Source organism: Nostoc sp. UIC 10607, from assembly GCF_047228265.1.
Lineage (GTDB): Bacteria > Cyanobacteriota > Cyanobacteriia > Cyanobacteriales > Nostocaceae > Nostoc > Nostoc foliaceum_A.
The window spans coordinates 22,027-37,827 of record NZ_JBIQNW010000043.1; the positions used below are offsets into that span (position 1 = coordinate 22,027).

The following is a 15,801-nucleotide window of genomic DNA, read 5'->3' on the forward strand; positions in this document are numbered from 1 at the left end:
GGATAATAGCAAATTAAAGAAGGGGTAATTTTGACTCCAGAGAACCATTTTTTATCCCTGATATATACAGAATCGTGCGGTTAGGAAAAACTTACCGCAAGGGAGGTTTTATGAACGAAAAAGTAAAATCGGGTTCGCGGAATGTTGCAATTGTCGGGCCTTATTTAAGTGGAAAAACCACTTTACTAGAAAGCTTGTTATTTGTCACAGGGGCAATCTCTCGCAAAGGGAGTGTTAAGGACAGCAATACAGTAGGAGATAGTTCTGCCGAGTCGCGCGATCGCCACATGAGTGTAGAAGTCAGCGCCGCTAGCACTGAGTATAACGACATACGCTTTACCTTTATTGACTGTCCGGGAAGTGTAGAATTTGCCCAAGAAACGTACAATGCCTTAATAGGAGTGGATGCGGCAATTGTAGTTTGCGAACCCATCCGCGATCGCGTCCTCACCCTCGCCCCTCTATTTAAATTCCTTGACGATTGGGAAATTCCCCACCTCATCTTCGTCAACAAAATGGATCGGGCAAATATTCACGTTTTGGAAACTTTGCACGCTCTGAAAGCAGTATCTAGCCGTCCCCTGGTAGCGCATCAATATCCCATCATGAACGGGGAACAACTCACCGGCTTTATCGATATGGTGAGTGAACAGGCATATCAATATCATCCAGGCGCACCTGCTGACCCCATCCCCTTTCCCGAAAGTTTAAAAGAAGAAGAACATATAGCACGGGCAGAAATGCTCGAAGCCTTAGCAAATTTTGACGATCATTTACTTGAAGAACTTTTAGAAGACATCGAACCACCCCAAGAGGAAATCCTCAAAGATTTAAAAATGGAATTAGGGGCAGATTTGGTAGTGCCCGTTTTCTTTGGTGTAGCAGAACAAGATTATGGTGTTAGACCTCTATTAGAAGCTTTGTTACGGGAAGCCCCCGAACCAGAAACCACAGCAGAACGTCGTTTAAAAAACATAAAAGGTGATACACCTCTAGCGCAGGTATTAAAAACTTACTACACTCCCCAAGGTGGCAAACTCTCTCTCGTGCGTGTTTGGCGGGGCAAATTAACTGATGGCATTGTCCTCAATGGCATTCGCACTGGTGGAATTTACCGCCTCATGGGTCAACAACAGCAGTCAGTTAACCAAGTTAGTGCTGGTGAAATTGTCGCATTGAGCCGTTTAGAAGGAATCAAGACAGGCGATACAATCTCTATAGAACAGCAGTCGGCAATAAAATTACCCAAAGCTGTAGAGTTGGAACCAGTGTATGCTCTCGCCATTACACCAGAAAAGCGCAACGATGAAGTTAAACTCAGCGGTGCCATCACCAAGTTATTAGAAGAAGACTGTTCACTTACTTGGGAACAACATGGCGATACCCACGAAGTTATCTTGTGGGGTCAAGGCGAGATTCATTTACAAGTTGCCCTAGACAGACTGCGCCGCAAGTATAACTTGCCAATGACAACCCACTTGCCGCAAGTGCCTTATAAAGAAACCATCCGCAAAACAGTAGCTTCAGTTCATGGACGCTATAAGCACCAAAGTGGTGGTCACGGACAGTTTGGTGATGTTTTTCTCGACATCAAACCCCTACCACGTGGTACAGGTTTTAACTTTAATGAAACCATTGTCGGCGGCGTGGTTCCCAAACAGTACATTCCTGGAGTGGAAATGGGCGTGCGGGAATTTCTGACACATGGGCCTTTAGGCTTCCCAATAGTTGATGTAGCGGTAACTCTGACTAATGGTTCATACCACAACGTTGATAGTTCCGAACAAGCCTTTAAGCAAGCCGCCCGATTGGCAATGCAAACGGGGATACCCCAAGCGGAACCTACCCTATTAGAACCGATTTTGCGGGTGGAAGTGACCACACCTAGCGAATTTACCTCCAAAGTGCTGCAACTTTTGAGTGGTAGGCGGGGGCAAATTTTAGGCTATGAGGGCAGAAATGATTGGCAAGGCTGGGATAATGTAGCTGCATTCTTGCCACAAGCAGAGATGCAGAATTTTATTGTAGAGCTGCGATCGCTCACCTTGGGCGTTGGTTCCTTCCACTGGGAATACGACCATCTCCAGGAAGTGCCGGAAAAGCTTGCCGAACGTGTCATTCACAGCAATGGTAATGGTGGTAACGGCAACGGTAAGTAATTTTGGATTTGGAATTAATCTAAAGTAGCGTAGGCTTTGCCCACCGTAGGCATCGCTCCAAGGCTGAGATTCCTGACTTCTGAGAGAAATCGGGAATCTTTTTTACATCTGTAAAAGGATTCGTAAACCTCTAACTTGTCTGAAATGATATGAGTTTCATAAAAGCGTTTGGGAATTATGTGATTAAGTATATTCGTCTTAACTACACAGAAAAAACTCATGGGCTTTATAGTCTCTCTTGTCACTAGCCTAATTGCAATTCTCGTCTATCTCAATACACATAGCATCTCTGGTGAAAGGTCACGTTTAGCTATACGCACAATTATGATGTTGATTGGCAGTATTGCAGTACTGAATTCTTTTTCTAGACTTTTGGTGATTGTCCCACCTGGTAATGTCGGTGTCGTCAATTTATTTGGTGAGGTTCCCGAAACTACTCTTAATCCTGGTGTCCACTTGCTTAACCCCTTTAGCAAGGTGCTGAATTTTTCTACTCGTCTTAAAGATATAAAGGAAAATGTAGATGCAACATCTCAAGAAGGTTTGAGCCTAAATCTTGATGTCAGTCTTCAATACAAGCTCGATCCGCAAAAGGCAGCTACAGTCTATAAAACAATTGGAACTGATGAAACACAACTGGTAATTTCCAGATTCCGCTCTACTGTCCGCGCCATCACGGCAAACTACCCAGCCAATGCTATTTACTCTACCAAACGCCAAGAAATCGCCCAAAAAATTGACCAACAACTTACCCAAGAGATACCGGCTTTGGGTTTCATCGTTGAGGAAGCTCTTTTACGAAACATAAAAATGCCTGATACTCTACAAGCTGCAATTCAAAACAAACTCAAAACAGAGCAAGAAAATCAGCAGATGAAATTTGTTTTAGAGAAGGAGCGTCAAGAGGCAGAACGAAAGCTTATTGAAGCGCGAGGTATAGCTGATTCCCAAAAAATTCTCTCTGGTGGACTTAACAACCAAGTGCTACAATTACGAGCGATTGAAGCCACAGAAAAGCTAGCTCAATCTAATAATTCTAAGCTTGTAATTATTGGTTCTGAAAAAAGTGCAGTGCCTATTATGATCCAGCCATAAACAGGAACCTCAAAGCCTTAAAATTTTCTGATCGGTTCAATGACTTGACAAATAATCTTTGCTTGAGTTTATGAGGAAAAATCACAACTTTATCAACGTTTTGGTGAAGGCAAAGCCCCTCTGAAATCTCCACCTTCCCACAAAAAACCATCAATCCAGCTATCATCTTCAGCATCCCACAGTAAATAATAGGCAAGCAATAGAGTATTTATAAATTTCTCCAGTGGTATCATCCAATGTTATGCCATCATATTTAATATCTCTATTGTTGTCGAGCTTGATGATGCAAAATGTTGCTGTATATCATCGTGGCTACAATAATATCCGGCAATGAATTTATCGAAGTATAGTTTATACTTTTCTACCGGATAGGGCTTTTTAAAGTTAGTGAAACAGACTTTATCTGCAAAAAAAATCCAATTTTAGACCAGCATCAAATCCTTGAGAGTCTTCACCATAAATATAGTAATAAAGGGAAGTACCTGGATTATTAAAACTATGTTTAGCATAAATAGCTCTGGGAAGGATAACTTCATTACTCTAAAACTCTGCGAGAACATCCGGTATCGACATAAAAATTATGTATAATTGCCCTGCGGTTTGACTATAGAATTCGGCTTCCCTGCTAGTTAAATGATACAGTATGAGCGTTGCTAGAAACTGATGACTATGAGCGGTGAAATTGTCGAAAAACTGAAGGAAGCTAGTACTGGCTTGTTAATGATGAGCGAGTCGGATTACCCTTTTGAGGTTGTTCAGTGGAAAGGTGCTGCACCTGCAACCCAGGAGAAAATTTTACAGCTAACAGGTTCTCAAGACCTGCCAGTAGAAGTAGTAGACTTGGACTACCTTTTTCGTAATTGTGGATTTGAGCAAGAGTGGCACAATGAATTACAGAAAAAAGATGTTAAAAAATTTCAAACACTTATCCAAACACTTAAAGATAATCTTAGTGACATCAGCGTTTATCGTGTTGGACAAATAAATATTGACGCTTATATCATAGGACAAACTAAAGACGGTGACTTAGCTGGAGTAGTAACAAAATTGGTTGAAACCTAGTAAGCAGTTGGGAAATTTATTTAAATAAAAGCCTAGCTATCTGTGCAGCTAGGCTTTCTCGTTTTTAAAATTATCCCAACTTATAAATTATCTACTTGCGCTTCTATGACAGACTGAATAGATGTTGAAACTTGCGAGAGAAAATTGTATCCAGTTAGGGATTCTAATGAGTCAACGCTAACCCGATAGTTTCTCCAATTCGCTGTTCGCACCCCTTGAGCGTTGGGAATATTGACAGCAATAACTCTCGTACTGGTTGTCACGCCACCAAGACCTGAACCGGGAGTATTTAATACAACAATAATTTTCCAGGTTCTGTTAGGGACTTGAACCCGTCCATTGGACTTGAACCCGTCCATTAGCTATTGTATAGAACGTTCCGTTAGAACCAGTACCGCCCATCCCATATCCACCAGATATGATGTAGAGTTCTTTACCCTGTCCTACTAGAGTTCTGGCATAATCCTCTAGGTTTGCCCAAATTCCCTGATTGTTATCTGGCGCTTGAGCAATCATATTGCTCATCAAAAAAGTGGCAGAATTATTAGTAACATTACTAGTCCTGTCAGCACTAGGTGTCATGTGACCACGATCAAACCCACTTCCACTAAAATCGGTAGATTGAACTTGATAACACCCAGAAGGAAGTGTTGTATCAGCCCGAAAAGTATCTTGCCTCGGTGTGCTACCTAACCAACTACTATTCAACTGCCAAGACACCCAATTTGGTCTACCTGTTCCGCAGTTGTAGCCAATTACATACTGTGGTTTTACCAACAAGTAGTTATTTTGGCTAGAAGTTCCAGCGTTGCTGGGGTTGCCAAGGGTTAGGTGAACACTTACTGATGACTGGGCTGGTACAATCTGTGCCAACCCAACTATGAATAAAAATACCGTCACAAATGGCAGTAGAAATTTGAAAATCTTGATTTTTTTCACGTTTTTGTACTCTTGATGACAAAAACAGTGTCCAAGTTCTTCGCTTCAATATCAAGCATTCAGTGATACAAAAATAAAGATTTTTCTAATGATAAATATGTAGTGACACAATAGCCGGAAATCTCGATTCGGCAAGAGTTAACAATCAAAAAACTTACTTTCTTGATGAGCGATAGCTTAAAATTAGGACTTACGCATAGGTCACGGAGGAATGAGAGTTTGAGAGGATTTTTGCATAAGTCCTGAAAATTTTGCATCTCTATACTAAGATTCATGCATCTAATCAGCAACGCCAATATTTTCTCTGAGAGGAAATTTAATTGATGGGATAAATGAGGGCGATCTAGTGCGATCGCCTTTTCCTCTGAAATATTCACACACCAGCATATAGAAACTTGAACGCCAGCAGTTAATGATGAAGGTTATCGGTATCTATTGCCTTAATATCTAATTTTCTGGTTGCGGTGGCTATTTAATTTCCTCAAAATTCTCAATTGTGAGATATATTTCTTCATCAGCTATCTGGCTGTTGTAATCGATCTCAATTTGGGTTGGATAGCCAAGTCCAGGGCTGTAACTCACATTCAGGCTGAAGGCTTGACGGTTGATAGCATCTTGAATCACATTAAACAGCTTAGGAATTGTTTTGTAGTTTTGAAAGAATTCTGGATTAACTACTTGACCTGTAGCTACAGAAGTGATGGAAGTTGTTTGACCATTACGGACTTCAATGACTACTGGCCCCCTAGCGTCGGGTATACAAAAGCATCCATTACTAAATGTATAGCGATAGTTGGAAATATTTTGCTGATTCCACAAATGGCGATTAAATTGTAATCGCCTTAAATCCAAGTTATTATTTTTTGTTGGCGATTGTGCTATCTCTATGGGAGATTTGGACATTACTGGTAGGTTAAGACCGAAAGATAGCAATAATCCGGCACTGATAATGATAGGTAAACGCATATCAATTCACTTAATTTTAAAAGTGTTATATACATTAATTCATCTACTTGTTTAAATACACTTTATCTTTTGATTAAAATTCATTAGTAGTTAGCCAAGGACAAATAACAAATTTATGACTGTAGTTATTTTTCCACTGTGGTAAACTACCCAATGCACCAAAACAAAATCAAAAATTCTGTAGAAAAGCGAAACCTTGCGTTTCCATATAATCAATCATCCTGGAGAATTAATTGGTCTACAGGATGATGATATGCTGCTTGGCGTGAAACGAATTTGCACCAGCCAAAAAGCTCTAGTAACGATATTCTGTCAGTAGAGAAAATTCTACGCCGTTACAAGAGCTATGTCTAAATCATATCCAAATGACTTTGGCAATTAACTTCGGTGCGATCGCATCTGTGCGAAAATCTTCTATCTATGCCGTAAAATTTTTACAGTAAAAAAATTTTTTATTTCAAGCATGAATGAACCACAAACTTGGTATATTGTCAAATATTCTGCTGGTAACTGCGAAATCTTCCCCAGCGACAAAGTTGCAGACGATGATCTAGAAACTATAGAACAGTGGGGGCCTTTTAGTTCGCAAGGAGAAGCGATCGCTCGGCGTGTCGGACTTATTAGGTCTGGAAAGTGCCAACCAGTATAAGTTAGGAGTTAGCAATAAAATGCATCATTGCTAACTCCTAACTATTCACTCCTAACTTTATTCCTAACTTTTCATTTTTCTGCTGTGGCTGTGCCTTTAACAGCAATTTTTTTACCTATCACTTCCACTGCTTTAGCGAATTGGGGGTCTGCGAGGGTAGCGAGTTTATCACGTTCGTTGAGCCACAAATCTTGTCGCTGGGCATCTGTCAAATCTACCTTTATATCTGGATCAATACCGTGCTTATTAATATCTCTATCATTGGGCGTATGGTATTTAGCAATTGTCACTGCTAATCCTGAACCATCTTCTAGGGGACGCACCGATTGCACTAATCCCTTACCAAAGGTTTGAGTTCCTACCAAAGTTGCACGTTTGTTGTCCTGCAACGCTCCGGAAAGGATTTCGCTGGCACTGGCTGAACCTTTATCCACTAATATTACCAACGGTTTATTTGTTAGAGCACGTCCGTTTGCCACTTCTCGCTCTCGCTCACCTTGGCGGTCAATGGTGGAAACAATTGTGCCTTTATTCAGCCACATCCGGGCAATATCTATACTAGAGAAAAGTAAGCCGCCTGGATTTCCACGTAGATCAAGGATATATCCAGCTACCCGTTTGCTTTCTAAATCTTTGATGGCGCTTTGCATTTCTTTACTAGCATTGGCGCTGAACTGGTTCAGGCGAATGTAGCCAAGGTTACCTGCTGGAGTTTTCTTTTGGGAATATTTAACTGGATGGATTTCAATCCGCGCCCGTTTGATGTCAAATTGTTTTGTCTGACCATTGCGCTGAATCGTTAAGCTGACTTGCGATCCTGCTTCACCTCGAATCAGGGATACTGCCTGATTGGTATCCATCCCCTTGGTGCTTTTGTTGTCGATTTTAAGGATGACATCTTTTGCCAATACACCAGCTTTAAATGCTGGTGTATCTTCGATTGGCGCAATTACAACCAATTGCTTGGTTTTTTCATCCTGACTGATCGTAATCCCAATCCCTGTGAGTTCTCCAGAGGTATCCACTTGCATATTTTTGAATTCCGCTGGGTCCATAAACCGGGTGTATGGGTCTTCTAGCTTTTTGAGCATTTCCCGAATGGACTTATACGCTTCCTGCGGATTACTGTAGGACTTGCTTAAGTACTCCTTACGAACAGCCTGCCAATCTACCTGATTAAAAGTACCGTCTACATATTGGCGTTGAACAATTTGCCAAACTTCATCTACCAATTCTTTGGGACTTGCTTTAAATAAAGCCTGACCTCGCGAATGAATGCCAAGGCTAGTAACAGCGATCGTGGAGAGTGTCACTGCCGTAGCACCCAAAACAAGCCTACTTTTTGTAATCACCATAATGACAGCTGCGTCAGAGGGAAAATATATAGTCAGTATGCTCAATCTAACACAGGCTACCACTGTACAGGCCGAGCATGTATTCCTAATTTAAACAAAATACTTGACAATCCGGCGACCTTAGTGATTTAAAGATACAAAATTTTTGAGCATGGGGCATTGGTTATTCTGCTTGTTTTCCCCTGCCCCCACTCCCTTTAAGGTTCTACCCAGCGTTCATCAGCTTTAATGAGGTTAATTAATTCCTCTACACCTTTATCTTCTGGGACTTTTTTTATTTCTTCTCGACCACGATACAAAGAAATGTAACCAGGTGTTTTGCCAACATAACCATAGTCAGCATCCGCCATTTCTCCAGGACCATTGACAATGCAACCCATAACCGCTATATCAAGACCAGTTAAGTGTTTAGTGGCCTCCCGGACTTTGTGCAGCACTTCCTCTAGGTTAAACAAAGTGCGTCCACAGGAAGGACAAGCGACGTATTCCACCATCGTTTTTCGCAATCCCAAAGCTTGGAGAATGCTATAACAAACGGGAATTTCTTTTTCTGGTGCTTCTGTAAGTGAGACGCGAATTGTATCGCCAATGCCATCAGCAAGTAAGGTAGCAATACCAGCCGTGGATTTAATTCGCCCGTATTCGCCATCACCGGCTTCCGTAACGCCTAAATGTAGCGGATAATCCATACCCAGTTCATCCATGCGTTTGGCTATCAGGCGATAGGCGGCTAGCATCACCGGTACTCGTGAGGCTTTCATGGAAATTACCAAGTTGCGGAAATCCAAAGATTCACAAATACGAATGAATTCTATGGCAGATTCCACCATGCCTTCTGGGGTGTCACCGTAGGTAAATAGCATCCTTTCAGCAAGGGAACCGTGATTTACCCCAATTCGCATCGATTTACCTTGGTCGCGCAAAGAAACTACCAGAGGTTCTAAGGTTTCACGGATTTTTTCGCCAATTTCTTCAAATTCTGATTGAGTATACTCGGTTCGATTGACGTTGGGTTTTTCAAAAACATACAACCCCGGATTAATCCGCACTTTTTCTATGTGCTTGGAGACTTCCAGAGCGATTTTTAGCCCATTGTGATGGACATCAGCCACAATGGGCACGTCTTGGTAAGTTTTTATTAATTTTTGTTTAATTTCTGCTAAAGCTTTGGCATGAGCCATACTCGGCACTGTGACGCGGACAATTTCGCAGCCAATTTCGTGCAGACGACGAATACCAGCCACGGAACCATCAATATCAAGAGTGTCTTCGTTAATCATCGACTGCACTACAACGGGGTAGCCACCGCCAATGGTGACATTTCCCACCTTAACGGGACGGGTTTTACGCCGCTTGATAGTTGTATCAAAGCTAGGTTGACTGGATGTAGTATTTGAAGTATCTACTATGGGCAGAGTTTGCATAACCTGATTAGGTAAATTTGCTGTCACTAAAATATTAGATTTGATAAATCTCTGTTTCCCAGATTGCCACAGCTACGACTTTTTTGGACAATTTAGGTAGAAAAAAAATGGAGAATGAGACAGGCAAAGAAATAAAGAGCAATTTAAAGATATGCTGCTTAAAAGCTCTTCTAAGTGAGTAGTGTTAGCGATCGCGGAGCGTCTCATAGAGAAGCTGAACGTTCGTGCAGCGTCTCGTAGAGAAGTTATCGCTCTTTTGCTGAGTTATAAATACTATCAGCAACACGACAATTGTATGGAGCAATCTTTTATACCTGTAATTCGCTCAATTCTTACTGGTGCAGCTTGAATTACCACTGTACTCCGTGACTATCCGATTCTTCCGGCTCATCGCTGTAAGTTATACAAGCGAGGGCTAAACGATACTTATCTAGTCGAAGCTGAGAGAAAAAAGTATATTTTGCGGGTTTATCGGCGTGGCTGGAGAAATAAAGAAGAGAAAACCTCTTCACATATTCGGACACCCTGGCATGTTATCTCCAAGCAGCAACCGTGCCAGACTGGGTAAAGCTTCACCATAGGTGGGATGGATGTGAACTGATCGCTCTAATAAATGCCAAGTTGCTCCTGCTTCCATCAGGGATAAAAATACATGCACCAGTTCAGCAGTTTCGTACCCCACCAGGGTTGCTCCCAGGATTTTGTCTGTATCGCTGTCAATCACCATACGATAAAATCCAAGGTCATGCCCCCACTCGATCGCACGGGCAATTTGGCTCATGGGTAAGGTGACAGCACACGCATTGATGCCTTGTTTCTGAGCCTGTTCTAACGTCATACCCACTCGTCCAACCTGGGGTTCTGTATAGATCGCATAGCCAAGGACGCGATCGCTCCGTGTCCGGTTTTCTCCACACAAAATTGCTTTTAAGCGGCGATAGTCCTCCCACGACACATGCGTAAAGGCAGGCTGTTTGGCAGCATCCCCGATCGCATAGACTCCAGAACAGGTGGTATGGAACTGGTCGTCAATTTTAATAAACCCTCGATCGTCTAGCTCAATTCCGCTGGTGGCTGTATTTAATGCACTTGTATTGGGTTTCCGTCCAATCGCAACCAGCAACGCTTCTCCTTGAAGTTGTTCGCCACTGCTCAGGGTCAGCCTAAACACATTATTCTCATGGGCAACGTGATTTACATTAACTCCAAAATGGAGCTTAATCCCATCCAGCTTTAATGCTTCTGCTAAGACCTCACTGACATCAGACTCTTCCTGCCCAAGGACGCGATCGCCACGGACAATTAAGTGGGTCTGACTGCCCAAACGCGCGAGTCCTTGTCCCAATTCCAAGCCAATATAGCCGGCTCCAATTACCAATAAACGGTCTGGCAAGGTGTTCAAGTCAAAGAAGTTGCGGTTGGTCAGGTAGGGAGTTCCTACAAGTCCGGGAATGTCAGGAATCAGTGATGACGTACCCGTGTTAATGATTACCAGAGGAGCTTGAATGGTGACATCCCCACCTTTAACCGTCCGTTCTCCCACAAAAGAAGCTTCGGCACAAATGACTTTGACACCCGCAGTCTCCAATCGCTTGCGAATCCCTTGATTAAAGCTGCTGCGGATTCCCCGAACTCGCTCCATGACAGCGGGAAAATCCACTTCAATCTCCGTGTGGATGCCTAACTTCTTGCCCTGGCGCGATCGCCCTGCTGTATGAGCCGCTGCTAAGAACGCTTTAGACGGAGTGCAGCCATAGTTGATGCAACTGCCGCCTAAAGCATCCCGCTCAAACAAGACAACCTTACGTCCCTCATTGGCAAAATCAGCCGCCAGTGGAATGCCTCCTTGACCACTGCCGATCACAATGACATCTGCTGTTTCCATCAGCGCTAAACTCCTTGGAGATAGTTTGCTTTCATAACACTCTCACACTCAAAGTTAACGCTGTTTTATGACTCTCACGAGATAAAAATCAGAAACCAATGTTTCTGATTTGTTTTTATAAATCTAGGCGTAGTAGCGCGGCAAGCTTAAAATATTTTATTTTTTCAGGGTAATAAAAGAGCGCTAATATCAATTCTTATGTTTGTGAAAGCTGCTCATATTTGGTTTATGGGAATTAACACAAATGCGGTTGGCGATGTTTTGCCTTATGGTTGGTTTACAGATGAGTGGTTAGATGAACGATTGGTGATGTTGCGGAGTTTAGATGAGAGCGCTAGCTAAATTTATATTTTAGCAATATTGATTATCGTAATCTAATTTTATTTAAATTTGTTACAAATTATGAATCAGGAGAGGAAGAAATTTTGTTGCTCACTTTAGGTTCCCATAATGAGGTTTTCTAAGTAAAGCATTATATTATATTTAACTAAGGGCAAGCTTAATAATTACAACATAAATACAGAATTATATGAATACCCAAACAACAACCCAACTACCAATTCCCCCACATTTTAACTCCAATAAGGTAGGAGAAGTATGGCGCGTACCTTACCAAGAATGTGCAACAGCAGGCGAAATATGGGCACAAAAACACGACATCAAACCAGCATCTTTAGATAAAACCAGGATTTGTTTACTATTAATTGATGTCCAAAATACCTTCTGTATCCCAGGATTTGAATTATTTGTAGGTGGAAAATCTGGGAAAGGGGCAGTGGATGATAACGTCAGATTGTGTGAATTTATATATCGGAATTTGGGAGTAATTACACAAATTGTACCCACCCTGGACACCCACACAGCAACGCAAATCTTTCATCCCATCTTTTGGGTGAACGCCGCCGGAGAACATCCTACTCCAGCAGCGACTAACATCACCCTAACAGATATCGAACAAGGAATCTGGAGAGTTAACCCAGCAGTTGCTGACAGTGTTACTAATGGAAATTATGAATTATTAGAAAAACATACTTACCATTACGTTAAAAAACTAAGCCAAGACGGTAAATATCCCCTCACAATTTGGCCTTATCATTCTATGTTGGGCGGCATTGGTCATGCTTTAGTTTCTTCAGTAGAAGAAGCAATATTTTTTCACGGCATTGCTCGTCAGAGTCAGACGCAATTTGAAATAAAAGGTGAGAACCCATTAACAGAAAACTATTCCATCTTACGTCCAGAAGTGTTGGAAGATTTTGAACAACGTCCACTTGCTCAAAAGAACACGCGCCTGATTAAGCAACTTTTAGAATTTGATGCTGTAATTATTGGTGGGCAAGCTAAAAGTCATTGTGTCGCGTGGACAATTGACGATTTATTAACAGAAATTAAACAGGTAGATGCTACCCTTGCTCAAAAAATCTATTTACTAGAAGATTGCACTTCCCCCGTTGTCGTTCTAGATATTGTGGACTACACAGAACAGGCAGATGCGGCATTTACAAGATTTTCAGAGGCAGGAATGCACATCGTAAAATCTAGCGAATCAATAGCATTTGGGCATGGGGCATAGGGCATGGTTATTCTATCCCCTTGTCTCCCTATCTCCTCTTGCTTGCTCATCCCCCACTCCCTAATCCCTAATCCCTCATTTCTTCAAATAACCTTTTGGATCTTGTGCTACCCAACCGAGAGATGAGCTAGAACGCACTTCAAAATGGAGATGCGATTGACTGGAGGTTGGTTTTCCACTAGTGCCTACTGTTCCCAGTAAGTCTCCTTTGCTCACTTGCTGACCGACAGTAACCTTGATACTGTCAAGCTGGGCATAGCGGCTTTGAAGTCCGCCACTATGGTTAATAATTACCAACTTGCCATAGGAACCTTGGTCATTAGCAAAAGCTACAGTTCCAGGTGCGATCGCTAGCACATCTGTACCAACTGGTGCTAACAAATCAACACCACTATGAAAGAAAACTTCACCTGTAGCAGGATTAATTTGCCAGCCGTAAGGTAATCCCACAGTTACTACTTCTGCCAAGGGGTATCCAGACAGGGATGCACGATTTGGCGTACCTGCATCAGTAGGTAAAGGGGACTTAGTTACAACACCATTGGGTGACCAATTTACTCCCGGAACAAACACAACTCTGGGGTCTTGTTGGCAGCCATTCACCTCAAAAAGGCTATCAGCACGAACTTTGTATTGTGCCGCTACTTGTCGCCAAGTTTGACCACGAGGCACTTCGACTACAATCCCATTGTAGGGAGGAATTTGAAGTACACTACCAACGGCTACGTAGGTGGAACGCGCCGTAGACATCGCACCATTCTGTAAAGCTGGATTCATGCCAATAATAGTTGTAGGCATAAGATTGTAGCGCTGCGCTATGCTCTCCAAAGTTTCGCCACGAACAACTTTATGGCGTTGGAAGCGAGATAGAGCTGGAGTTGGACAACCACCCACAGCAGCGTTGGCGCTGTTGGTGTTTGGCAGTATGGATACTAGGCTCAAGGCGCTAACTAAGCTACAGAGAAACAGTTGACGAAAGGGTAAAGTCATGTATAAAGGTCAAGAGCGCATTAACTTTAGATTTTAGATGGAGAGTGTGAGAAGTGGGGAGCAGAGGGAGACAAGGAGAAGAATCAATGCTTAATACTTCTCTATGAGAGGCTGCGCCCTAAGCGTAGCTATGCCGCAGGCTTGACGGCAACGCTCAGTACAAATCCCCTATACCCCATGCCCTATGACCAATTCATCGTAAATTGATCTGTCCACTTACCGTTAGCTTGACTACACTTAGAAATTAGCAACTGCATTGTTGTCCTTAAGCAGAATGATTATGAAGTTATCTTTAAAGCAACTGGGCGTTTATGTGTTCTTACTGGTGTTCGGCTGTGGTGCAGGTTTATTTGGTAGTCGCTATCTCCTGCTACAAAATCCCTCGTTCCGACAGTTAAAAAATGTAACAATGGCTTCGCCTCCAGAATCGGTAGTGCCAAATTCTTCTAACGGAGCGATTGGTGCTACTGGGGGCGATAATGTGAATTTTATTGCGACGGCAGTGCAAAAAGTTGGCCCAGCTGTGGTAAGAATTAACGCCACTCGCAAAGTCGCCAATCCCATCTCTGATGCATTGAAAAATCCCCTCTTGCGGCGATTCTTTGGAGAGGATGAGCAACCAATTCCCCAAGAACGCATTGAGCGCGGTACAGGTTCGGGATTTATTTTGAGCGAAGATGGAGAATTACTCACCAATGCTCATGTAGTGGCAGATACAGATACAGTACAAGTCACCCTCAAAGATGGTCGCAGTCTAGAGGGGAAGGTGGTAGGAGTTGATTCTGTTACAGATGTGGCAGTAGTGAAAATAAAAGCGAGTCATTTACCGACAGTAAAGTTGGGCAATTCGCAAAACTTAATACCAGGACAATGGGCGATCGCTATTGGCAATCCTCTGGGTTTAGATAATACTGTCACTATTGGCATCATCAGTGCTACAGATCGCACCAGCACTCAAGTTGGTGTCCCAGATAAGCGAGTCAGCTTTATCCAAACTGATGCCGCAATTAACCCTGGTAATTCTGGTGGTCCCTTGTTAAACGCCCAAGGCGAAGTAATTGGTGTTAACACTGCCATCCGCGCTGATGCTCAAGGACTCGGTTTTGCTATCCCCATTGAAACCGCCGCCCGCATCGCCAATGAACTTTTTACCAAAGGGCGTGTAGAACATCCGTTCTTGGGAATTGAAATGGCAGACCTTTCTCCCACCAGAAAACAACAGATTAATCAAGAAAATCAACTGAACATTCAGCAGGAAGCTGGAATTGTAATTAAAGGAGTCACAGAGGATTCCCCAGCCAAGCGTGGAGGACTGCTTCCTGGAGATGTGATTCAAAAAGTTAACGGTAAACCAGTCAAAACCTCAGCCCAAGTTCAGAAGTTCGTAGAGTCCAGCACAGTTGGGGACATAATAGCTATGGAAGTCAACCGCAGCGGTAAAATTCAAACCTTCAGAGTACAGTCAGGAGCTTATCCCAAAAGGAAATAGTCAAAACAATTCGTAATTGATAATGACGCTGGCGGACTCCCTCGCGCTGCGCTAACGTAATTCGTAATTGATAATGACGCTGGAAAAATTGCTACCGCTACGCTCTCAGTGGAAGCTTGAACTCTCCACAAATGTCTTGTTGACACTGAATTTTTAATTCAGCGTGGGCTGCTATACCCTCTTTAATTACGAATTACGAATTACGAACTAGTAAT

The 15,801-nt window shown here is 42.7% G+C and carries 14 protein-coding genes; 7 read left to right on the top strand and 7 right to left on the bottom strand.

Annotated features, from left to right (window positions below):
- Window positions 1-110: 110 nt before the first annotated feature.
- From ACEYW6_RS26120 to ACEYW6_RS26130, 3 genes are all read left to right on the top strand, one after another.
- Entirely contained in the window at window positions 111-2,159 is a 2,049-nt protein-coding gene (locus tag ACEYW6_RS26120; protein WP_412982046.1) for an elongation factor G, read from the top strand.
- Between the two features lie 219 nt (window positions 2,160-2,378).
- Complete coding sequence (locus tag ACEYW6_RS26125) at window positions 2,379-3,254, top strand: prohibitin family protein (RefSeq protein ID WP_412982047.1); 876 nt, start codon at window positions 2,379-2,381, stop codon at window positions 3,252-3,254.
- Between the two features lie 669 nt (window positions 3,255-3,923).
- Entirely contained in the window at window positions 3,924-4,316 is a 393-nt protein-coding gene (locus ACEYW6_RS26130; RefSeq protein ID WP_412982048.1) for a nuclease A inhibitor family protein, read from the top strand.
- An 80-nt stretch (window positions 4,317-4,396) separates the two neighbouring features.
- On the opposite strand, the gene ACEYW6_RS26135 is transcribed toward ACEYW6_RS26130, so the two are convergent.
- From ACEYW6_RS26135 to ACEYW6_RS26145, 3 genes are all read right to left on the bottom strand, one after another.
- Window positions 4,397-4,675, bottom strand: a complete 279-nt coding sequence (locus tag ACEYW6_RS26135; protein WP_412982049.1) for a DNA/RNA non-specific endonuclease — start codon at window positions 4,673-4,675, stop codon at window positions 4,397-4,399.
- A complete protein-coding gene (locus ACEYW6_RS26140) occupies window positions 4,635-5,255 on the bottom strand; it encodes a DNA/RNA non-specific endonuclease (protein WP_412982050.1) in 621 nt (206 codons plus the stop codon). The genes ACEYW6_RS26135 and ACEYW6_RS26140 overlap by 41 nt, the downstream gene beginning before the upstream one ends.
- Before the next feature lie 468 nt (window positions 5,256-5,723).
- A complete protein-coding gene (locus ACEYW6_RS26145; protein ID WP_412982051.1) occupies window positions 5,724-6,221 on the bottom strand; it encodes a DUF6174 domain-containing protein in 498 nt (165 codons plus the stop codon).
- A gap of 463 nt (window positions 6,222-6,684) precedes the next feature.
- On the opposite strand from ACEYW6_RS26145, the gene ACEYW6_RS26150 reads away from it, so the two are divergent.
- Window positions 6,685-6,870 (top strand): DDE transposase family protein, encoded by a 186-nt coding sequence (locus tag ACEYW6_RS26150; protein ID WP_412982052.1) that lies wholly within the window; start codon window positions 6,685-6,687, stop codon window positions 6,868-6,870.
- Window positions 6,871-6,941: 71 nt separating this feature from the next.
- Here ACEYW6_RS26150 and ctpC read toward each other — a convergent pair whose 3' ends face one another.
- The 3 genes from ctpC to ACEYW6_RS26165 form a co-directional block, all read right to left on the bottom strand.
- A complete protein-coding gene (gene ctpC, locus ACEYW6_RS26155) occupies window positions 6,942-8,225 on the bottom strand; it encodes a carboxyl-terminal processing protease CtpC (protein ID WP_412982053.1) in 1,284 nt (427 codons plus the stop codon).
- A gap of 197 nt (window positions 8,226-8,422) precedes the next feature.
- Window positions 8,423-9,649, bottom strand: coding sequence for a (E)-4-hydroxy-3-methylbut-2-enyl-diphosphate synthase (gene ispG / locus ACEYW6_RS26160; protein WP_196509316.1), 1,227 nt, complete (start codon window positions 9,647-9,649; stop codon window positions 8,423-8,425).
- Between the two features lie 508 nt (window positions 9,650-10,157).
- Window positions 10,158-11,534 carry a dihydrolipoyl dehydrogenase family protein gene (locus tag ACEYW6_RS26165; protein ID WP_412982054.1) on the bottom strand — a complete coding sequence of 459 codons (1,377 nt, stop codon included), beginning with the start codon at window positions 11,532-11,534 and terminating at the stop codon, window positions 10,158-10,160.
- 198 nt (window positions 11,535-11,732) lie between these two features.
- On the opposite strand from ACEYW6_RS26165, the gene ACEYW6_RS26170 reads away from it, so the two are divergent.
- Both ACEYW6_RS26170 and ACEYW6_RS26175 read left to right on the top strand, forming a co-directional pair.
- Complete coding sequence (locus ACEYW6_RS26170) at window positions 11,733-11,876, top strand: hypothetical protein (protein WP_190897071.1); 144 nt, start codon at window positions 11,733-11,735, stop codon at window positions 11,874-11,876.
- Between the two features lie 187 nt (window positions 11,877-12,063).
- Entirely contained in the window at window positions 12,064-13,107 is a 1,044-nt protein-coding gene (locus ACEYW6_RS26175; protein ID WP_412982055.1) for an isochorismatase, read from the top strand.
- A gap of 75 nt (window positions 13,108-13,182) precedes the next feature.
- Here the strand turns inward: ACEYW6_RS26175 and ACEYW6_RS26180 are convergent, their stop codons facing one another.
- A complete protein-coding gene (locus tag ACEYW6_RS26180) occupies window positions 13,183-14,097 on the bottom strand; it encodes a peptidoglycan DD-metalloendopeptidase family protein (RefSeq protein ID WP_412982056.1) in 915 nt (304 codons plus the stop codon).
- Between the two features lie 280 nt (window positions 14,098-14,377).
- On the opposite strand from ACEYW6_RS26180, the gene ACEYW6_RS26185 reads away from it, so the two are divergent.
- The gene (locus ACEYW6_RS26185; protein ID WP_190899373.1) at window positions 14,378-15,586 is read left to right on the top strand and encodes an HhoA/HhoB/HtrA family serine endopeptidase; all 1,209 of its coding nucleotides are present in this window, start codon (window positions 14,378-14,380) and stop codon (window positions 15,584-15,586) included.
- Window positions 15,587-15,801 lie beyond the last annotated feature (215 nt).